The organism is Azospirillum thiophilum (genome assembly GCF_001305595.1).
Taxonomy (GTDB): domain Bacteria; phylum Pseudomonadota; class Alphaproteobacteria; order Azospirillales; family Azospirillaceae; genus Azospirillum; species Azospirillum thiophilum.
The window spans coordinates 794939-814623 of the sequence record NZ_CP012401.1; the positions used below are offsets into that span (position 1 = coordinate 794939).

The following is a 19685-nucleotide window of genomic DNA, read 5'->3' on the forward strand; positions in this document are numbered from 1 at the left end:
CGCTCGTCATATAACGCATGTACCGCGCCTGCGAAAGCACAAAAGAACCGATAGGTACTGTTTGTTGACCTTTTTTCCGGCAGACCTGCAATGCACAGGCATGGTCATGGTGCGACACAAAAGTGAGATAGAAAATTAGTTCCGAAACGAGACTATCGCGCAAAGAGGGGTACCGATCCCTCGCCGTCGCCAAGCGTGGCCCTGGCCTGCTATAAGCGCCCGCATATCAATTGTGCCGAAGGCTGCGGGCCCGCGATGATGATCGATCAATATCTGGACGCCACCCTGATGGGTCTGGTCGAGGGACTGACCGAGTTCCTGCCGGTCTCCTCGACCGGACATCTCATCATGCTGGACGAGCTGCTGGGATTCCAGGGCCCGCCCGGCAAGGTGTTCGAGGTGGTGATCCAGCTCGGCGCCATTCTGGCGATCTGCGTCGTCTATTTCCAGAGGCTGTGGCATGTCGCCACGGGGCTGAAGGACGATCCCGGCGCCCGGCGCTTCGTGATGGCGGTGCTGATCGCCTTCCTGCCGGCGATGGTGCTGGGCGCCGGGCTGCACGGCGTCATCAAGACGCTGCTGTTCAACCCCACCGTGGTCAGCATCGCCCTGATCCTGGGCGGAGTCGCCATCCTGGTGGTGGAACGGCTGGTCCCGACCGCGCGCTATCACCGGATCGAGAATTTCCCGGCCCCGCTGGCGCTCAAGATCGGCTTCTGCCAGTGCCTGGCGCTGGTGCCGGGGGTGTCGCGCTCGGGCGCCAGCATCCTGGGTGCCCTGCTGATGGGGGTCGACCGCCGCGCCGCCGCGGAGTTCTCCTTCTTCCTGGCGGTGCCGACGATGGCCGGCGCCACCGCCTACGACCTCTACAAGAACTGGTCGGTGATGAGCCTGGACAGCGGCCTGCTGATCCTGGTCGGCTTCGTCACCGCCTTCATCGCCGCAGCACTGGTGGTCAGGACGCTGGTCGATTTCGTCGGCCGCTACGGCTTCGCCCCCTTCGGCTGGTACCGCATCGCCATCGGCACCGGCATGCTGGCGTTCCTGTATCTCTAGATCCGTCCGGCCTACGGCTGCCGCGGCACCGCGCGCGCCGCGGCAGCGGCGACGAACAGGGCGAGGACGGCGATCAGGCCGAAGGCGGTGGCGAGGCTGGTGCCCTCGGCGATGAAGCCGACCAGCGGCGGCCCGACCAGCACCCCGGTATAGCCCATGGTGGAGACCGCGGCGACGGCATGGTCGGCCCGCCCGCGCTCCACCGCCCCGGCGGCGCTGAACAGCACCGGGACGATGTTCGACAGGCCGATCCCGGTCAACCCGAAGCCGGCCACCGCCAGCAGCGGCGCCAGATCGTCCGGGAGGCCCGCCCAGAGCCCCGCCGCCAGCACCAGCCCGAGCCCGGCCGCCGCCAGCACCCCGCCGACCCGCATCAGCGCGTCGCCGCCGAAACGATGGCGCAGCCGGTCGCCGCTGAAGCGCCCGGCCGCCATGGCGGCGCAGAACACGCCGAAGCCCATGCCGGCCAGCGAGGCCGGCGCCCCCAGGTCGTCGCGCAGATGGATGGCGCTCCAGTCGAGGATGGCGCCCTCGCTCATGAAGGACAGGGCGGCCAGCAGCCCGAGCAGCAGGGTCTTGCGGTCGGGCAGCACCAGCCCGCCGCCCGCGGCGTTGCGGTCGGGCAGGAAGCGCCCCTGCACCGCCATGAACAGGGCGAGCAGGCCGGCCGACACCAGTCCGGCCTGGGCCGCCGCCGGCATCAGCGGCAGCAGCAGCCCGCCCAGCCCAGCCCCGGCCAGCCCGCCGAGGCTCCACATCCCGTGCAGCGACGACATGATGGGCCGGCCGAGCCGCCGCTCGACCAGCGCGCCCTGCGCGTTCATGGCGACGTCCATGGTGCCGCCCGACGCGCCGAACAGCGCCAGCACGATGCACAGCGTCACCACATCCGGCACCAGAGCCGGCAGCGGCAGCAGCCCGGCGAACAGCAGCGCCGTCGCCCGCGTCACCGGCGCGCTGCCCAGCCGTCCCAGCAGCGGCCCGCTGGCGATCATCGCCGTCAGGGCGCCGGCCGCCAGGCAGAGCAGCGCCACCCCCAGCACCGCGGCGCTGAGGTCGAGCCGGCTCTTCAGCAGCGGGATCTGGGTCGCCCAGACGCCGAAGACGGTGCCGTTCAGGAAGAAGGCGGTGACGGTCGCCCAGCGCGCGGCGGCGGCCTGTTCCGCCACCCGGCCCTCGGCATCCCGGCCCCCAGCATCCCGGATCTCCTCTGCGCCAGTCATTCCCGATCCCATCGCCTGTGGAAACGCCCAGATGACCGCGGCGGCCGGGGAATTCAAGCGCCGATGGATCGGGCGTGCCATGCCCGGCGCCGTCACGCCCCGTGCCGGAAATGCGCCGGAAATGCGAAAGCCCCGGCGCGCGGGCCGGGGCTTTCGGTTTCGATGTCCGGTCGCGGGCTTCGGCGCTCAGTGCGCGTTGCCGGTCTGGCCGTTGTATTTGCCGCCGACGATGAAGCGCGACAGGTAGGTCGGCAGGATCACCTCGCAGCTGGCGAGTTCGGTGATGCCGAGATCCTTGAAACCCAGGGCGCCTTGCGCGACGACGGTGTCGCGCTTCAGCATCGCCACCTGGTCGCGGGTCAGCGCCGGGGCCAGCACCGGGATCTTCTCCAGGAAGCCGGCCAGCGATTCGGCGACGTTCCAGGGCAGCGTCACCAGCGGGCGATGACGCTGGATGTCCTTCTGCATCAGCTCCAGCAGCTCCTTGAAGCTGTAGACCCGCGGGCCGCCCAGCTCGTAGGTCTTGCCCCTGGCGCCGTCGAGATCCAGCGCGGCGACGACCGCATCGGCGAGGTCGCCGACATAGACCGGCTGGAAGCGGGTCTTGCCGCCGCCGATCAGCGGCAGGACCGGGGCCTTCTGCGCCATCGCCGCGAACTTGTTGAAGAAATTGTCCTCCGGTCCGAAGACGATGCTCGGGCGCAGGATCGTCGCCGTCGGGAAGGCGGCCAGCACCGCCTGCTCGCCGGCCGCCTTGGACCGGGCATAGGCCGCGGGCGAGGCGGCGTCGGCGCCGATGGCGGAGAGATGGACCAGCCGGCCGACGCCGGCGGCCTTGGCCAGCCGGGCGATGCGGGCGGCCGCGTCGACATGCACGGCCTGGAAGCTCTGGCTTCCCCGCTCGTACAGCACGCCCAGCAGGTTGATGGCGACGTCCGCCCCCTGCAGCGCGCGGGCGACCGACTCGTCCTTGGCGCAATCGGTTGCGAAGGGCACGATCTGGCCGACGGCGCCGGCCGTCTTCAGGAAGGCCGCCTTGCCCGGGTTGCGGGTGGCGATGCGGACGACCGCGCCCGACTTGGCGAGGCGCCGGATCAGGTGGCGGCCGATGAAGCCCGAACCGCCGAACACCGTGATTACCTGAGTGCGATAGGACATCGACCGTCTCCCGTGCCGTTGCGCGCCGGAAGGGGGCTTTCGCGCTGCCGCGCGCCCCCGCGCGTCGTCCGACTGTGTGTCACCATGAAACTGAGGGGATGCTTATAACCAAAGCCCCGGCGGCAGGCTAGGGACTGCATCGCCGCGGGCGGGGCAATCGGGACGGAAACCCGCGATGCGGCAAAAAAATGAAGGGGCCGGAAAAAAGCTGTTGACGCTCCCCGGCCGGATCATTAAACAACCGCCCACACACCGAGCACCGAGCCCAGGTGGCGGAATTGGTAGACGCGCAGGTTTCAGGTACCTGTGGCAGAAATGTCGTGGAAGTTCGAGTCTTCTCCTGGGCACCATTTCTTTCTACCCGGCTGCGCCGCATGCACAGCTCCTTCGATCAAGAGGGAGGCCGTGCAGAGCGGCGTTCGTCGTTTCTAGGGTCCGTGGCCGGGGGCCTTACCCACCCGGGATTCCACCATGCCCATCGACCTTCATGACGGCGACCTCCCCGACGGCCTCGACCTCGCCGCCGGCGCCCGCGACAACTGCGTCGCCATCGACACCGAGACGATGGGGCTCAATCCCCACCGCGACCGTCTGTGCCTCGTGCAGCTGTCGGCCGGCGACGGCGCCGTCCATCTGGTCCAGTTCCGCCCCGGCCGCTACGAGGCGCCGAACCTGAAGCGCCTGCTGGCCAGCCCAGACGTCACCAAGCTGTTCCATTTCGCCCGCTTCGACGTGGCGGTGATGAAGGCCTATCTCGGCGTCGGCTGCCAGCCGGTCTATTGCACCAAGGTCGCCTCCAAGCTGGTCCGCACCTTCACCGACCGCCACGGGCTGAAGGATCTGTGCAAGGATCTGCTGGGGGTGGAGCTGTCCAAGCAGCAGCAATCCTCCGACTGGGGCGCCGCCGACCTCACCACCGACCAGATGAAGTACGCCGCCTCCGACGTGCTCCACCTGCACGACCTGAAGGCGAAGCTGGACGTCATGCTGGCGCGCGAGGGCCGCACCCATCTGGCCCGGGCCTGCTTCGACTTCCTGCCGGCCCGCGGCGAGCTGGACCTCGGCGGCTGGGAAACCCCGGACATATTGGCGCACTGACCCCCGGCGCATCGGGGGCGGCCCCGGTAACGCCTCCGCGGCGGGGCCGTGGATTTGACCCCGCGCCCGCCGGTGGGCATACTGGCCGCGGCTGCCGCCCGCCCGAAGGGGTGTGGCGGCCGCCGTCTTTGGCGTGCCGGCGGTGCGGCCGGTGCGGTGTGAACGGCTCCTTCGCGGGCCTTTGAACGGAAGGCATCGACCGCCTTGACCAGTGTGATGACGTCCAGCCCGACCGGCGGCTCCGCCGGCTCGCTCGACAGCGGCTCCGCCGCTCCAGATGAATCGAGCACCGCGGAGAACCGCGACATCGCCTGCGCCGTCCGCGTCCTGCGGACCGAGGCGGAGGCGCTGGTGACGCTGGCCGACAGCCTCGACGGCGCCTTCATCCGGGCGCTCGACCTGCTGCACGGCATCGAGGGCCGGGTGGTCGTCAGCGGCATGGGCAAGTCCGGCCATGTCGCCCGCAAGATCGCCGCGACCATGGCGTCGACCGGAACGCCGGCCTTCTTCGTCCATCCGGGCGAGGCGAGCCACGGCGACCTCGGCATGATCGCCAGGATCGACGCGGTGATCGCCCTGTCCAACTCCGGCGAGACGCACGAGCTGGCCGACATCATCGCCTACACCCGCCGCTTCGGCATCCCGCTGATCGGCATGACGCGCAAGGCGGCGTCGTCGCTGGCCGAGCAGTCGGACGTGGCGCTGATCCTGCCGCCGGTGCCGGAGGCCTGCCCGCTGGGGCTGGCGCCGACCACCTCCACCACCATGATGCTGGCGCTGGGCGACGCCCTGGCGGTGGCGCTCCTGGAACGGCGCGGCTTCTCCGCCGCCGATTTCCGCGAGTTCCACCCCGGCGGCCAGCTCGGCCGCGCCCTGCTGAAGGTGACGGACATCATGCATGCGGGCGCCGATTTGCCCCTGTGCCGTCTTGACTCGCCGCTGTCCGACGTCATCTTCGAGATGACGGCCAAGCGGCTCGGCTGCGTCGGGGTGACCGACGAGGCGGGGGCGCTGGTCGGGATCATCACCGACGGCGACGTGCGCCGTCATCTGACGCCGGAGCTTCTGGCGGAGCGCGCCGACAGCATCATGTCGCCGCGGCCCAAGACCATCCGCCCCAAGGCGCTGATCGTCGAGGCGCTGCGCGAGATGAACGAGAAGAAGATCACCACCTTGTTCGTGATCGAGGCAGACCGGCCGCTGGGCATCGTGCACATCCACGATTGCCTGCGGGCAGGGGCCGCCTGACGCCGCCCCGTCCATGATGGACATGTCCATGATGGAAACGTCCATGATGGTAGCCACGCGCCGAGCCGGAGGGACCGAGATTTGAGCCTGGACGACCTGCGCATCCCCGACCGCACCGCAGCCGAGCGCGCGCCAGCCAACCAGAAGGCGGCCGACCACAAGGCCGCGGATCGCGCCGGACGCGACCGGACCGCCGCGGCGGAGCCGGCAGCCGTGCTGCGCGCCCACCGGCGACGCGACACCCGGCCGGTCAGCCGCGTCTACAGCCGCTTCGTCTCGGCCATGAAGTTCGTCCTGCCGGCAGCGGCGCTGGCGATGATGGCGCTGCTCGCCGCCTGGCCGTCGCTGAACAGCCCGCAGGCGCCGCGCATCGCCGCCGACGCCGGACAGAGCGAGATGCTGAAGCCGCGCTATTTCAGCCTGGACGAACACAACCAGCCCTTCTCCCTGGTGGCGGCCAAGGCCGACAAGTCGACCGACCAGCCGGACATCGTCCTGCTCGACGATCCGCAGGCGGAGATGACCGAGACCGCCGGCACCTGGGTGACCATGCGGTCCGACAAGGGTTGGTACAACCAGGTCACCGGCATTCTGCTGATGCGCGGCAACGTCCATGTCCTGCGCGACGACGGCAACGAGTTCACCACCAGCGAGGCCGAGGCCGACATCCGCAAGGGCAACGCCTGGGGCGACCAGGCGGTGGCCGGCCAGGGGCCGCAGGGCGAGATCAACGCCATCGGTTTCCGCATGACGGACCGCGGCAAGAGCGTCGTCTTCCTCAACCAGTCGAAGGCCGCAGTCCAGGCCGCCGAACGCCCCGGGAGCAAGAAGCCGTGACGTCCCAACGGTCGCCATTCCGCACCGTCCCCCGTCTGCCGGCCGCGGCGCTGGCCGCCGGTCTGGCCCTGGCGGTTCCCACCCTCCTCTCCTCCGCCGTCTCCCCGGCCTTCGCCCAGGGACTGCCCGGCATGGGCGGCAAGCAGCCGGTGGAGATCAACGCCGACCAGGCGATCGAATGGCACCAGGACGTGCGCGCCTATGTGGCGCGCGGCAACGCCTCGGCCAAGCGCAACGACTCGACCGTCTTCGCCGACGTGCTGACCGCCTATTACCGCGAGGTGCCCGGCAAGGGGAACGAGGTGTTCCAGCTGGTCGCCGACGGCAATGTCCGCGTCGTCAGCCCGACCCAGCAGGTGTTCGGCGACCATGGCGTCTACGACGTCGACAAGCAGGTGGCGGTGGTCACCGGCAAGGATCTGAAGCTGGTCACCACCAAGGACGTGGTCACCGCCCGCGACAGCCTGGAATATTACGAGGCGCGCGAGCTGACGGTGGCCCGCGGCGACGCGGTGGCGGTGCGCGGCACCGACCGGCTGCGCGCCGACGTGCTGATCGGCCGGCTGAAGAAATCGCCCGACGGCACCACCCAGATGGAGCGGATCGACGGCGCCGGCAACGTGGTGGTGACCACCCCGACCGACGTGGCGCTGTCCGACAAGCTGGTCTATTCGGTGGCCGACAACGTCGCGGTGCTGATCGGCAACGTGAAGATCACCCGCGGCGACAACCAGCTGAACGGCGAAGCCGCCGAGATGAACATGACGACCAAGATCAACCGCGTCATCGCCGGCCGCGATGCCGGCGGCCGGGTCAGCGGCCTGCTGATCCCCGGCGACCAGCCGGGTGCAGCGGCAGGCAAGAAGCCGTGAGCGTGCTGACCGCCAACGGACCCGGCGCCGCTCCCGCCGGAACCCCCGCATCCGGCCCCTCCCCGGCCAACCCGCCGGCTGCCACGCCGACCGAGGGGCTGGTGGCACAGCATCTCGGCAAATCCTTCAAGAAACGGCCGGTGGTGCGCGACGTCTCGCTCAGCGTCCAGCGCGGCGAGGCGGTCGGGCTGCTCGGCCCCAACGGCGCCGGCAAGACCACCTGCTTCTACATGATCACCGGGCTGATCGCCGCCGATGCCGGCACGATCACGCTGGACGGGCAGGACATCACCGCGCTGCCGATGTACCGCCGCGCCCGGCTCGGCATCGGCTATCTGCCGCAGGAGGCCTCGATCTTCCGCGGCATGACGGTGGAGAACAACATCCGCTCGGTGCTGGAGGTGGTGGAGAGCGACCGCGACGCGCGCGAGGCGATGCTGGACGAGCTGCTGGCCGAATTCTCGGTCACCCACCTGCGCCGCGCTCCCGCCCTGGCCCTGTCGGGCGGCGAGCGGCGCCGCGTGGAGATCGCCCGCGCGCTGGCCGGCCAGCCCCACTTCATCCTGCTCGACGAGCCGCTGGCCGGCATCGACCCGATCGCGGTGAACGACATCCGCGAGCTGGTCGGGCACCTGCGCGACCGCGGCATCGGCGTGCTGATCACCGACCACAATGTGCGGGAAACGCTCGACCTCGTCGATCGGGCATACATTTTGCACGATGGTGTGGTACTAATGGAGGGACGGCCGGACGAGATCGTGGCGCACGAGGGCGTGCGCCGGGTCTATCTCGGCGACCGGTTCAGTCTGTAGCCCTCCGTTCCCACTGGTCCCGGTTCAACAGCCATGGCGCTTGCTCAACGTCTCGACCTCCGACAGGCCCAGACACTGGTGATGACGCCGCAGCTGCAGCAGGCCATCAAGCTGCTGCAGCTGTCGAACATCGAGCTGTCGGACTTCGTGGACCGCGAGATCGAGCAGAACCCGCTGCTGGAGCGTGACAGCGGCCCCGGCGACGGCGGCAGCGACCCGGCGGGTCCGGCGGACGGCGGCGATGTGCCGGGCGGGCTGGACGGCCCCGGCGGCATGGAGGCCAACGGCCTCAGCATCGACGGGCTGAACGGCCGCGACGACGGGCCGGCGCTGCCGCCGTCCGACGGGCGCACCCGCGACACCGTGGAGATGACCTCGTCGGACACCATGGTCTCCTCGTCGGAATCGCCGCTCGACACCGATTTCGAGAATGTCTACGGCGACGACCGCTTCTCCGACGGGTCGGACGGCGGCAGCGAGGTCTACGGCTCCTACGGCGAGCGCGGCGGCCGCAGCGGCTTCGAGGACGACGACAGCAACCTCGAAGCGACCCTGACCAGCGAGAAGAACCTCCGCGACCATCTGACCGAACAGCTGAAGATCGACGTGACCGACCTGGGCGACCAGCTGATCGGGCTGGCCCTGATCGACATGCTGGACGAGGCCGGCTGGCTGGTCGGCTTCGACGCGCAGGCGCTGGCCGAGCAGCTCGGCTGCGGTGCCGACCGGGTGGAACGGGTGCTGGCCGTTTGCCAGCGCTTCGACCCGCCCGGCATCTTCGCCCGCTCGCTGAAGGAATGCCTGGCCATCCAGCTGCGCGAGAAGAACCGGCTCGACCCGGCGATGGCGGCGCTGCTCGACAATCTGGAGCTTCTGGCCGCCCGCAACCTGCCGGCCATCATGAAGGTCTGCGGCGTCGATGCCGAGGACGTCGCCGACATGGTCGTCGACATCCGCAAGCTGAACCCGAAGCCGGCGCTGGCCTTCGACCACACCCCGGCCCAGCTGGTCACCCCCGACATCCTGATGCGCCCCAACCCCGGCGGCGGCTGGCTGATCGACCTCAACCCCGACACCCTGCCGCGGGTGCTGGTCAACCACCGCTATTTCGCCCGCATCTCCGACGGGGCCAGGAACAAGGCCGACAAGGAATACATCTCCGAGCGGTTCCAGTCGGCGAACTGGCTGGTCAAGTCGCTGCACCAGCGCGCCACCACCATCCTGAAGGTGGCGAGCGAGATCATCCGCCAGCAGGACGCCTTCTTCATCCATGGCGTCTCGCATCTGCGGCCGCTGATCCTGCGCGACATCGCCGAGGCCATCGGCATGCATGAGAGCACGGTCAGCCGCGTCACCACCAACAAGTTCATGGCGACCCAGCGCGGCGTCTTCGAACTGAAATACTTCTTCACCTCCGCCATCCAGGGGGCGGACGGCCAGGCGTCCCATTCCGCCGAGGCGGTCCGGCACCGGATCAAGACGATGATCGACGCCGAAAAGCCCGAGGATGTGCTGTCCGACGATAAACTGGTGGAGATCCTCCGGGCGGAGGGGATCGACATTGCACGAAGGACGGTCGCGAAGTATCGTGAAGCGATGAAAATACCGTCATCGGTGCAGCGACGACGTGCCAAGATGTCACGCATGTAGCCGGGCCGGGCAAAGGTGGGCTCGATTGACAGCCTGTCTACCCTTGCCTATCGTCCCGGGCCGCAAGCGGCGGACCAGCATCCACACACGCCGTCTCTACACCGTCCCCAGCGGACCAATTTTTGGAAACGTTCCACCATGCAACTCTCCGTCAAAGGCAAGCAGCTCGACGTGGGTGACGCTCTGCGCACCCATGTGGCCGACAGCCTGACCGCCGTGGTCGGCAAGTACTTCGACAAGCCGATCGAAGCGAACGTCGTCCTGACCAAGGACGCGCATCTCTACAAGGCCGACATCCAGGTTCATGTGAGCCGGGGAATCGTCCTGCAGAGCGCCGGCGAGGCCACCGAACCCTACCCCGCCTTCGACATCGCCTGCGACAAGCTGGCCAAGCGCCTGCGCCGCTACAAGCGCCGTCTGCGCGATCACCACGCGATCGAGAACGGCGCCGCCATCCCGGCCCGCTACCAGATCCTGGAGGCCGAGGCCGAGGATCATCACGACGAGGTGGAGGCCCCGGTCGACGGTGCCCACCAGCCGATGGTCGTGGCCGAGATGGAGACCAGCATCGCCACCCTGTCGGTCAGCGAAGCGGTGATGCGGCTGGAGCTGGCGCAGGCTCCCGCCCTGATGTTCCACAACGGTGCGCATGGACGGCTGAACATGGTCTACCGCCGCGCCGACGGGAACATCGGCTGGGTCGATCCGGCGGAGAAGGCCGGCGCCTGACGGCGCCGACCCCCTCCCCCCGGTCAAGAAGCGTCATGCTCGACCTCATCTCCCCGCACGCCATCCTCCCGAACCTGAAGGCCGGCAACAAGAAGCAGGCCCTGCAGGAGATGGCGCGCAAAGCGTCCGAGCTGACCGGTCAGCACGAGCGGGCGATCTTCGACGTCCTGCTGGAGCGGGAACGGCTGGGCACGACCGGCGTGGGCCATGGCATCGCCATCCCGCACGGCAAGCTGTCCAGCCTGACCCGCGTCCACGGCGTCTTCGCCCGCCTGGAGCGGCCCATCGATTTCGACGCGATCGATGAGCAGCCGGTCGACCTGATCTTCCTCCTCCTCGCCCCGGAACAGGCGGGAGCCGACCATCTGAAGGCGCTCGCCCGGGTGTCGCGCCTGCTGCGCGACCAGTCCATGTGCGAGAAATTGCGCGGAGCCGAATCCGGCGACGCGATGTACGCGCTTCTGACCCAGCACGAGCCGACCCCGTCCAACTGACGGGCCGCCGGTTCGGGGACAGCATGCCGAAGGGGCCGCCGCACGGGGACGTGCGCGGCCCTTTTTCTTTGCCGGCGGGCGCCCCAGTTGGTGTGAGGCCGGCTCGGCTGCTACACTTGCGCCACGCCGACCAGATCAACGGGGGCCAAGGCCATGGGAAACGCGCAGCGCAAGCCCTGGATTTCGCCGCAGGATTATCTCGCCGCCGAACGGAGCGCCGAGGTGCGTCACGAGTATGTCGACGGCGAGATCTTCGCCATGGTCGGGGCGAGCCTGAACCATGCACGGATCGTGGCGCGTCTCGGGTATGCGATCCGGCAGGCGGCGCTACGCCGTGGATGCGACGCATTCACCAACGATGTGAAGGTCCGGGTGGAGGCGGCGAATGCCTTCTACTATCCCGACATTGTGGCGACCTGCGCGGCCGACGACGACCCCTATGTGGTCAAGGATCCGGTGCTGGTGGTGGAGGTGCTGTTCGACAGCACCGAGGCCATCGACCGCCGCGAGAAGCGGACCAACTACCAGAAGATCCCGTCCCTGCGCGAGATCGTCCTGGTCTCCCAGAGCGAGCGTCTGGTCGAGGTCTACCGCCGCGACAGTGCCGGCTGGACCGTCGACATGGTGCGCGAGGGGCCGGTCATGCTGGCCGCGTTGGACCTGACCGTCCCGCTGGAGGCGGTGTACGAGGACTGAGGGGCGGTTCGCCACCCGGCGGCGGCGTGGGGGGCTTGCCTTCGCCGGCTTTCATGGCTTCGAGGATTCGGACGATTCTATCGATGTCCGGGAAATATTTGGCGATGCCGGTAGTCGGTGCAAGAAGTGTAACGAACAGGTATGCGGCTGTAATGCTGACACCTGTACCGATCATGAGCTTTGCCGTTCCCTTGACCATTTCAGGGCGGAGTTCCTTGCGGACATCCTTGGCAAAGCGCACCAGCTCCGTTGCGGATCCTTTGGTGGCGTGAAGCAGCGTGGTCAGCAGGTTGCGGGCTGTAAGGCCGAACATCGCGATGCGCCGCCGCCGCAGATCCTCGGCATCCGGTTCGGCGCTGTCCTCGGAGAGGGTGTCGAAGGCCGCTTGCACGTCCGGCCCGATGATATCCGCGTCCTTGATCCCGTCGCGCAGCGCGTCGAGGTGATGGAGCAGGTCGGATGCGCTGTCCGGCGTCAGGCCGTTCGCCAACCGCTCTGCTTCCCGCTGCCACAGGGCGGGCAGGCAGTTGCACAGGCGGCGCGCGGTGTCGGCAAGGTCGCCCAAATCGGCCAGAATGCGGGACGGCATTTCTGCCGCGTCCTGCGGGTTGTCGAGTGCCTTGGCAAGGCGTTCGACCGAAATGCTGCGTGAGTCCACCAGTGCCGGGCGCAGATCAGCGGCGCGTTCGGTCAGAACCTCCCGCAGTCGGCCGACCTTGCGGGCAATGGTGGGATCGGTGTTGCTGCGGGCCAGGGCTTCGAGCAGGTCGTCGGCCTTCTCGCGCGTCTCGTCGAGGTAATCCTGGGCGATCCCGCCATCCTCGGGCAGGGCGTCGGGTGGAAGAACCTCCATGCGCCCGTTGCGCCAGTCGAACAGATAGGGTGCTGGTTGCTGGGCGGGGAGGGCGTCCAGCGCCTGGCTCAGTTCTTCCTGTGGGTTGGGGCGATCACCGGACGCGGTTTCCTCGCGCAGCCAGTCGGCGATGTCGGCGTTGACCTCTTTCGCCGGGCGATTCCACCATTCGTCGGGTCGGGTGGCGATGCGTAGGGCCAAGGCGTCGCTGAACACCCACCGTGGCGGCTTGCCCTCATCCAGCGAGGCCAGTGCCTCATACCACTGGATCCAGGGTTGGAATCCATGCTCGATGGCCAAGGAACTGTTGGCGAATTGGCTCCAGACGGCGCGAAGCCAATCCGGGGCGCTGTCCTGCCAAAGCGGTTGCCGGAGCAACAGAGCGCCACGCTCCGGAGGAGGAGCCTCATCGGTCGTTTTCAGCCAAGTCGCATCATCGGATACGGAACGCCAAATAACGTCTGGATTGATCCTGGCGGCGACGGCACCGGTATTGGCGGCGAGGTCGGCGGCGGCGAAGTCGCCGGAAGCGTAGGCAGCGTAGGCAGCGTAGGCAGTGTAAGCGGCGATGAAGGCAGCGTATGCGTCGCTTGCATCAGCGCTATCGATGAAGCTAGTGGCAGCGTTAATTGATTTATGGGTTCGCTGAGCACATGCTATGGTAGACATAAAGTTCGCGCGTGCAACTGAAATCACACGGCGTTCTGGAGCCATTTTTCCGCTTAATTTTGCCTCAGTGACTGATCCGATGAGCGGCAGTACACGCAGTGCTACGCGGCTGGCGATTACCTGCGCCCACGATTCGGGTTTGTCGCTTAACCAATCGTGTAGCTCATCCTCAGAGGTGACGCGCACTGTGGCAGTCATCGGAAATCCTTCAGTGCCCGCAAAATTGCCAGAGGCGAGCGTCTTCCGAACCAAAATGCTCAGATAAGAGTAAATTTTGAAGGAAAATATGACCCCAGCGGGTGGCAGCGGTCAAGGTTCGGCACCGGGGATGGCCCTCTCTCCCCTGGGGAGAGGGAGGGGACCCGCGCCGCAGGCGTGGGGAGGGTGAGGGGGCCGGCGCGCGGATCGCGCGCCGCCAAGGGGCATACTGCCCCTTGGCAATCCCCTGGCGACGACCTGCGGTCGCCGCTGCCCCCTCACCCAACCCTCTCCCCAGGGGGGAGAGGGCTTAGTCATCGGACGCAGGGCATCGGTTCGCTCCCCGGAGCGATCCCCTCACACCCGCTCGGCCCACCCCATGTAATTGACGTCCAGGTCGCGCGCGTTAAGCCGGAACTCGGCGGTCAGCGGGTTGTACGTGATGCCGGTCAGGTCGCGTACGCCCAGCCCGTACGCGCGTACGGCGGCGTTCAGTTCGGACGGACGCAGGAACTGGCGCCAGTTGTGGGTGCCGCGCGGCAGCCAGCGCAGGATGTATTCCGCCCCGACGATGGCGAGCGCGAAGGATTTCGGCGTGCGGTTCAGCGTCGCCAGGAACAGCACGCCGCCCGGCGCCAGCAGCGCGGACAGCGACTTCACGAACAGGGTCACGTCGGCGACATGCTCGATCACCTCCATCGCCAGCACCACGTCGAATTTTTCGCCGCTGGCCGCCAGAGCCTCGGCGGTGGTGGCGCGGTAGTCGACGACGGTGCCGGTCTCGACGGCGTGGGCGGCTGCGGTGTGTACGTTCCTCTCCGACGCATCGACGCCGACCACGCTCGCCCCCATCCGCGCCATCGGTTCGGCCAGCAGGCCACCGCCGCAGCCGATGTCGACCACCCGCAAGCCGGCCAGCGGGTTCGGCGCCAGCGGATCGCGGCCCAGCCGCTTGCACACGGCGTCGCGGATATAGGCCAGGCGCAGCGGATTCAGCCGGTGCAGCGGCTTGAACTTGCCGGCCGGATCCCACCATTCGGCGGCGATGGCGGAGAAGCGGGCGACATCCTCCGGATCCACCGTCCCGCCTGAAGCGGTTGCGGACGCGTGCGGGAAGGCGGAGGACGAGGCGGGCATGGCTGAAAATCCATAAACGGGGTGGTGGGACGGGTGCGGGCAACTTGCCTCGCTTCCAGCGACGGAGTATGGATACGCCGCCCCGCGCCGGCAACGGTGGAGCGGGGGTGCGCACAGCCGACCCGCATGACCGAGACATCATGACCGGGCGGCCAGACATGGTGTGGGGTATGGCGCGGATCGTCCTGAAATTCGGAGGCACGTCGGTCGGCGACATCGACCGGATCAAGAACGTGGCCCGGAAGGTCGAGCAGGAAGTCAAGGCGGGGCATCAGGTCGCCGTCGTCGTGTCGGCGATGTCCGGCGTGACCAACCAGCTCGTCAAATACTGCAACGAGATCGACAAGCTGCACGATGCGCGCGAATACGACGCGGTCGTCGCCAGCGGCGAACAGGTGACCTCCGGTCTGCTGGCCATCGCCCTGCAGTCGCTGGGCATCCCCGCCCGCTCCTGGGCCGGCTGGCAGATTCCGATCCGCACCGACGAGACCCACGGCAAGGCGCGCATCGTCTCCATCGACACCACCGAGATGGAAAAGTCCCTGCAGACCGGCGAAGTCGCCGTGGTCGCGGGCTTCCAGGGCGTGTCGGGCGAGGGGCGCATCGCCACGCTGGGCCGCGGCGGTTCCGACACCTCGGCGGTCGCGCTGGCGGCGGCGGTCAAGGCCGACCGCTGCGACATCTACACCGACGTGGACGGCGTCTACACCACCGACCCGCGCATCGTCTCCAAGGCGCGCAAGCTCGACAAGATCACCTACGAGGAGATGCTGGAGCTGGCCTCGCAGGGGGCCAAGGTGCTTCAGACCCGCTCGGTCGAGATGGCGATGAACCACCGCGTGCGCGTGCAGGTGCTGTCGAGTTTCGAAGCGGCGGCGGGCAGTTCGCTTCCCGGAACCCTGGTTGTTGACGAGGACGAGATCGTGGAAAAGGAAATTGTGAGCGGCATCGCCTACAGCCGCGACGAGGCGAAGATCACCCTGGTCGGCGTCGCCGACCGCCCGGGTGTCGCCGCCGCCATTTTCGGCCCGCTGACCGACAATGCCGTCAACGTCGACATGATCGTCCAGAACGTGTCGGAGGACGGCAAGTCGACCGACATGACCTTCACCGTCGGCAAGGCGGACATCGCCCGCGCCGTCAAGGTGCTGGAGGACGCGCAGTCCACCCTGAACTACAAGCGCATCGTGTCGGACGCCAACGTGGTCAAGGTGTCGGTCATCGGCGTCGGCATGCGCAGCCATGCCGGCGTCGCCCAGCGCATGTTCAAGGCGCTGGCCGACAAGGGCATCAACATCCAGGTCATTTCCACCTCGGAAATCAAGATTTCGGTCCTGATCGCCGAGGAGTATGCGGAGCTGGCGCTGCGCGCGCTGCACACCGCCTACGGCCTGGACGCCGCCTGAGCGCGGGTGGAGGCCCCGGTGCCGGGGACGGCGACAGCAGGGAAGGGCCGGCCATGACCGACGCCATATCATATGCGGCGGTCACGGAGGCGCCCCTGGGGACAGCCACCGGGGCGGCCTCCGCGGCCCGGGCCCGGCTCGACCGGCTCTGGCAGCGGGGACGGGCGTTCCTCGGCACCCGCACCGCCGTGATGGGCGGCGCCATGAGCTGGGTGTCGGAACGGCATCTGGTCTCCGCCATCTCCAACGCTGGCGGCTTCGGCGTGCTGGCCTGCGGTTCCATGGCCCCGGACCAGCTTGCGCGCGAGATCGCCGGCACGCGGGCGCTGACGGCCAAGCCGTTCGGCGTCAACCTGATCAACATGCATCCGGCGCTGGACCAGTTGCTCGACGTCTGCCGCGAGCAGGCGGTCGGCCATGTGGTGATCGCCGGCGGCCTGCCGACGGGCGCCACCCTGCGCCGCATCAAGGACGGCGGGGCCAAGGCGATGGCCTTCGCCCCCACGCTGGGCTCCGGCCGGCGGCTGGTGAAGCAGGGCGCCGACGCGCTGGTGATCGAGGGGACGGAGGCCGGCGGCCACATCGGCCCGGTCTCCACCACCGTCCTGGCGCAGGAGATCCTGCCCGAGCTGCGCGACGTGCCGGTGTTCCTCGCCGGCGGCATCGGCCGGGGCGAGGCGATCCTCTCCTGCCTGGAGCTGGGGGCATCCGGCGTCCAGGTCGGCACCCGCTTCGTCTGCGCCACCGAGAGCGTGGCGCATCCCAACTTCAAGCAGGCCTTCATCCGGGCGTCGGCCCGCGACGCCCAGCCCTCGGTGCAGATCGACCCGCGCTTTCCGGTCATCCCGGTGCGCGCGCTCGCGAACGAGGCGTCCAAGCGCTTCATGGAGTTCCAGCGCGAGGTCATCGGCAAGGTTGATTCCGGCGCCATGAGCCGCGACGAGGGCATGCTGGAGATCGAGCATTTCTGGTCCGGCGCGCTGCGCCGCGCGGTCATCGAGGGCGACGTCGAGAACGGCTCGCTGATGGCCGGGCAGAGCGTCGGGCTGGTCACCCGCGAGCAGCCGGTGGCCGACATCATCGCCGAATTGATCGCCCAGGCCGAATCGGCGCTGGTGCGGCGGGCGGCCGATGATGCATCGTTCGAAGCGAAGGCAGGGGTGATGGCAGGGGTGATGACGGAGCCGCCGGTGGGAGCGCTGTAGCGATGACCGACACCCTCGACACGGGAGCCGGCGACACGGGAGCCGGGGATGGGGGGCACCACCGGTTCGACGGCACCTCGTCGCGCCGGCTGCTCGCGCGGCTGCGCGACATCATGGCCGGGTCGGGGTCGGGTCAGGACCGGCTGGACAAGATCGTCACCCTGATCGCGGCGGAGATGAAGGCGGACGTCTGCTCCTGCTACATCATGCGCGCCGGCGAGGTGCTGGAGCTGTTCTCCACCGAGGGTCTGAACAAGACCGCGGTCCACAACACCCGCCTTCGGGTGGGCGAGGGCATCGTCGGCTACATCGCCGGCCACGCCCGCCCGGTGGCGATGGACAACGCGCCGTCGCACCCAAGCTTCGCCTACCGGCCGGAAACCGGCGAGGATCCGTTCCAGTCGCTGGCCGGCGTGCCGATCCTGCGCGGCAGCAAGGTGCGCGGCGTGCTGGTGATCCAGCACAAGGACCGCCGCCGCTATGTCGAGGAGGAGGTCGAGACCCTCCAGACCATCGCCATGGTCGTCGCCGAGCTGGTGGCCCAGAGCGAGCTGGTCAACCCGGTCGAGGTCACCACCACCGGCGATCCCGTGCTGCTGCCGGCCCGCCTGTCGGGCACGGCGATGAGCGCCGGGCTGGCCATTGGGCTGGCCGTCATCCACCGGCCGCAGCTGACCGTCCGCCAGATGGTGGCGGAGGATGCCGACGCCGAGCTGGAGCGCTTCAACGCGGCGCTGTCGACCATGCACAGCGCCATCGACGACCTGCTGGAGGCGGCGTCGCTGGCCGGCCTCAGCGAGCCGCGCGACATCCTGGAAACCTACCGGATGTTCGCCGAGGACCGCGGCTGGCTGTCGCGCATCCGCGAGGCGATCCGCGTCGGCCTGACCGCGGAGGCCGCGGTGCAGCAGGTGCAGAACGACACCCGCGCCCGGATGAGCCACCTGACCGATCCCTACATCCGGGAACGGCTGATGGATCTGGAGGATCTGACCAACCGGTTGCTGCAACATCTGGCCGGCAAGACCAACGGCGCCGATGCCGGCACCCTGCCCGACGACATGATCCTGGTCGCCCGCTCGATGGGGCCGGCGGAGCTGCTGGACTACGACCGCTCCCGCCTGCGCGGCCTGCTGCTGGAGGAGGGATCGCCGGCCAGCCATGTCTGCATCGTCGCCCGCGCGCTGAACATCCCGGTGGTGCAGGCCGCCGACGCGATGAACCGGATCGAGCCGCTCGACCAGCTGATCGTCGACGGCGACCACGGCCAGGTCTTCATCCGCCCGGCCGAAGACATCCAGATGACCTTCGCCGAAGCGGTGGCGCTGCAGCACCGCAAGGAGCAGATGTACGCGGAGATCCGCAAGTTCCCGTCGGTGACGCGCGACGGGGTGCCGATCTCCATCCAGCTGAACTGCGGCCTGCTGATCGACCTGCCGCACCTGACCGCCAGCGGCGCCGAGGGGGTCGGGCTCTACCGCACCGAAATCCCCTTCATGGTGCGCGCCTCCTACCCCGACGTGAAGGCGCAGACCGACCTCTATTCCCGCATCATGGACGAGGTCGGCGACCGGCCGGTCATCTTCCGCACGCTCGATGTCGGCGGCGACAAGATGCTGCCCTACATGACCGGCGGCGAGGAGGAGAACCCGGCGCTGGGCTGGCGTGCCGTCCGCATCGGGCTGGACCATCCGTCGCTGCTGCGCCAGCAGCTGCGGGCGCTGCTGCTGGCCGCCGCCGGCCGGCCGCTGTCGGTGATGTTCCCGATGATCGCCGAGGTGGCCGAGTTCGTCGCCGCCCGCCGCCTGCTGGATCTGGAGCTGAAGCGGCTGGCCGTCCAGGGCATCGCCCCGCCCAGCGGCCTGCGCGTCGGCACCATGCTGGAGGTGCCGTCGCTGTTGTGGCAACTGCCGGCGCTGCTGCCGCGGCTGGACTTCCTGTCGGTCGGCTCCAACGACCTGACCCAGTATCTGTTCGCCGCCGACCGCGGCAACCCGCGCACCTCGACCCGCTACGACCCGCTGTCGCCGTCGATGCTGTGCGTGCTGCGCCGGCTGGTGGACGAGTGCACGCGGCACAAGGTATCGCTCAGCATCTGCGGCGAGATGGCCGGCCGGCCGCTCGACGCGATGGCGCTGATCGGCGTCGGCTTCCGCACCCTGTCGATGTCGCCGCCGTCGGTCGGGCCGGTGAAGACCATGCTGCGCTCGATGGATGTCGGGGCGCTGCGGCAATACATGAGCGGGCTCTACACCGGCGCCGACCACAGCCTGCGCGACAAGCTGAAGAGCTTCGCCAAGGACCACGGCGTCATCATCTGAGCGCTGGCGGCGAGATTGCCCGC

At 68.6% G+C, this 19685-nt stretch carries 17 protein-coding genes and 1 tRNA gene; 14 read left to right on the forward strand and 4 right to left on the reverse strand.

Annotated features, from left to right (window positions below; translation table 11 throughout):
• The first annotated feature begins 255 nt into the window (after positions 1–255).
• Positions 256–1056 (forward strand): undecaprenyl-diphosphate phosphatase, encoded by an 801-nt coding sequence (locus tag AL072_RS03590; RefSeq protein ID WP_045581480.1) that lies wholly within the window; start codon positions 256–258, stop codon positions 1054–1056.
• Positions 1057–1067: 11 nt separating this feature from the next.
• On the opposite strand, the gene AL072_RS03595 is transcribed toward AL072_RS03590, so the two are convergent.
• Both AL072_RS03595 and AL072_RS03600 read right to left on the reverse strand, forming a co-directional pair.
• Positions 1068–2279, reverse strand: a complete 1212-nt coding sequence (locus AL072_RS03595) for an MFS transporter (protein ID WP_045581479.1) — start codon at positions 2277–2279, stop codon at positions 1068–1070.
• 186 nt (positions 2280–2465) lie between these two features.
• Positions 2466–3437: a complex I NDUFA9 subunit family protein gene (locus AL072_RS03600; RefSeq protein WP_045581478.1), complete on the reverse strand. Its 972-nt coding sequence runs from the start codon at positions 3435–3437 to the stop codon at positions 2466–2468.
• 263 nt (positions 3438–3700) lie between these two features.
• On the opposite strand from AL072_RS03600, the gene AL072_RS03605 reads away from it, so the two are divergent.
• The 10 genes from AL072_RS03605 (at position 3701) to AL072_RS03650 (ending at position 11873) form a co-directional block, all read left to right on the forward strand.
• Positions 3701–3787, forward strand: a tRNA-Leu gene (locus AL072_RS03605).
• Between the two features lie 121 nt (positions 3788–3908).
• Positions 3909–4535 carry a ribonuclease D gene (locus tag AL072_RS03610; protein ID WP_045581477.1) on the forward strand — a complete coding sequence of 209 codons (627 nt, stop codon included), beginning with the start codon at positions 3909–3911 and terminating at the stop codon, positions 4533–4535.
• Between the two features lie 216 nt (positions 4536–4751).
• Positions 4752–5783, forward strand: a complete 1032-nt coding sequence (locus AL072_RS03615) for a KpsF/GutQ family sugar-phosphate isomerase (protein WP_144428226.1) — start codon at positions 4752–4754, stop codon at positions 5781–5783.
• Positions 5784–5864: 81 nt separating this feature from the next.
• On the forward strand, positions 5865–6620 hold the full coding sequence (lptC, locus tag AL072_RS03620; RefSeq protein WP_245636742.1) for an LPS export ABC transporter periplasmic protein LptC: 756 nt from the start codon (positions 5865–5867) through the stop codon (positions 6618–6620).
• Entirely contained in the window at positions 6617–7492 is an 876-nt protein-coding gene (locus tag AL072_RS03625) for an LptA/OstA family protein (RefSeq protein ID WP_045581476.1), read from the forward strand. The genes lptC and AL072_RS03625 overlap by 4 nt, the downstream gene beginning before the upstream one ends.
• Positions 7489–8304 (forward strand): LPS export ABC transporter ATP-binding protein, encoded by an 816-nt coding sequence (lptB, locus tag AL072_RS03630; protein WP_045581475.1) that lies wholly within the window; start codon positions 7489–7491, stop codon positions 8302–8304. Before AL072_RS03625 ends, lptB begins: the two co-directional genes overlap by 4 nt.
• Before the next feature lie 33 nt (positions 8305–8337).
• A complete protein-coding gene (rpoN, locus tag AL072_RS03635; RefSeq protein ID WP_045581474.1) occupies positions 8338–9954 on the forward strand; it encodes an RNA polymerase factor sigma-54 in 1617 nt (538 codons plus the stop codon).
• A 138-nt stretch (positions 9955–10092) separates the two neighbouring features.
• Entirely contained in the window at positions 10093–10683 is a 591-nt protein-coding gene (gene hpf, locus AL072_RS03640; protein WP_045581473.1) for a ribosome hibernation-promoting factor, HPF/YfiA family, read from the forward strand.
• A 35-nt stretch (positions 10684–10718) separates the two neighbouring features.
• The gene (gene ptsN, locus AL072_RS03645) at positions 10719–11177 is read left to right on the forward strand and encodes a PTS IIA-like nitrogen regulatory protein PtsN (protein WP_045581472.1); all 459 of its coding nucleotides are present in this window, start codon (positions 10719–10721) and stop codon (positions 11175–11177) included.
• A 153-nt stretch (positions 11178–11330) separates the two neighbouring features.
• The gene (locus AL072_RS03650) at positions 11331–11873 is read left to right on the forward strand and encodes a Uma2 family endonuclease (RefSeq protein ID WP_045581471.1); all 543 of its coding nucleotides are present in this window, start codon (positions 11331–11333) and stop codon (positions 11871–11873) included.
• Here the strand turns inward: AL072_RS03650 and AL072_RS03655 are convergent.
• Positions 11818–13593, reverse strand: a complete 1776-nt coding sequence (locus tag AL072_RS03655; protein WP_144428143.1) for a hypothetical protein — start codon at positions 13591–13593, stop codon at positions 11818–11820. The genes AL072_RS03650 and AL072_RS03655 overlap by 56 nt on opposite strands.
• Positions 13594–13950: 357 nt before the next feature.
• Positions 13951–14730, reverse strand: coding sequence for a bifunctional 2-polyprenyl-6-hydroxyphenol methylase/3-demethylubiquinol 3-O-methyltransferase UbiG (gene ubiG, locus AL072_RS03660; RefSeq protein ID WP_045581469.1), 780 nt, complete (start codon positions 14728–14730; stop codon positions 13951–13953).
• Positions 14731–14900: 170 nt separating this feature from the next.
• Between ubiG and AL072_RS03665 the strand changes: the two genes are divergently transcribed.
• From AL072_RS03665 to ptsP, 3 genes are read left to right on the forward strand one after another with little or no spacing between them, the layout of a single operon-like run.
• Complete coding sequence (locus AL072_RS03665) at positions 14901–16136, forward strand: aspartate kinase (RefSeq protein ID WP_045581468.1); 1236 nt, start codon at positions 14901–14903, stop codon at positions 16134–16136.
• 53 nt (positions 16137–16189) lie between these two features.
• Positions 16190–17341: an NAD(P)H-dependent flavin oxidoreductase gene (locus tag AL072_RS03670; protein WP_052709949.1), complete on the forward strand. Its 1152-nt coding sequence runs from the start codon at positions 16190–16192 to the stop codon at positions 17339–17341.
• Between the two features lie 2 nt (positions 17342–17343).
• Positions 17344–19662 (forward strand): phosphoenolpyruvate--protein phosphotransferase, encoded by a 2319-nt coding sequence (ptsP, locus tag AL072_RS03675; protein ID WP_045581467.1) that lies wholly within the window; start codon positions 17344–17346, stop codon positions 19660–19662.
• Positions 19663–19685: the final 23 nt, after the last annotated feature.

Bases quoted from the DNA above. Each gene is read 5' to 3' on its own strand.
- AL072_RS03590 (WP_045581480.1), top strand. From the start codon at position 256: ATGATGATCGATCAATATCTGGACGCCACCCTGATGGGTCTGGTCGAG.
- AL072_RS03595 (WP_045581479.1), bottom strand. From the start codon at position 2,279: ATGACTGGCGCAGAGGAGATCCGGGATGCTGGGGGCCGGGATGCCGAG.
- AL072_RS03600 (WP_045581478.1), bottom strand. From the start codon at position 3,437: ATGTCCTATCGCACTCAGGTAATCACGGTGTTCGGCGGTTCGGGCTTC.
- AL072_RS03610 (WP_045581477.1), top strand. From the start codon at position 3,909: ATGCCCATCGACCTTCATGACGGCGACCTCCCCGACGGCCTCGACCTC.
- AL072_RS03615 (WP_144428226.1), top strand. From the start codon at position 4,752: ATGACGTCCAGCCCGACCGGCGGCTCCGCCGGCTCGCTCGACAGCGGC.
- rpoN (WP_045581474.1), top strand. From the start codon at position 8,338: ATGGCGCTTGCTCAACGTCTCGACCTCCGACAGGCCCAGACACTGGTG.
- hpf (WP_045581473.1), top strand. From the start codon at position 10,093: ATGCAACTCTCCGTCAAAGGCAAGCAGCTCGACGTGGGTGACGCTCTG.
- ptsN (WP_045581472.1), top strand. From the start codon at position 10,719: ATGCTCGACCTCATCTCCCCGCACGCCATCCTCCCGAACCTGAAGGCC.
- AL072_RS03650 (WP_045581471.1), top strand. From the start codon at position 11,331: ATGGGAAACGCGCAGCGCAAGCCCTGGATTTCGCCGCAGGATTATCTC.
- AL072_RS03655 (WP_144428143.1), bottom strand. From the start codon at position 13,593: ATGACTGCCACAGTGCGCGTCACCTCTGAGGATGAGCTACACGATTGG.
- ubiG (WP_045581469.1), bottom strand. From the start codon at position 14,730: ATGCCCGCCTCGTCCTCCGCCTTCCCGCACGCGTCCGCAACCGCTTCA.
- AL072_RS03665 (WP_045581468.1), top strand. From the start codon at position 14,901: ATGGCGCGGATCGTCCTGAAATTCGGAGGCACGTCGGTCGGCGACATC.
- AL072_RS03670 (WP_052709949.1), top strand. From the start codon at position 16,190: ATGACCGACGCCATATCATATGCGGCGGTCACGGAGGCGCCCCTGGGG.
- ptsP (WP_045581467.1), top strand. From the start codon at position 17,344: ATGACCGACACCCTCGACACGGGAGCCGGCGACACGGGAGCCGGGGAT.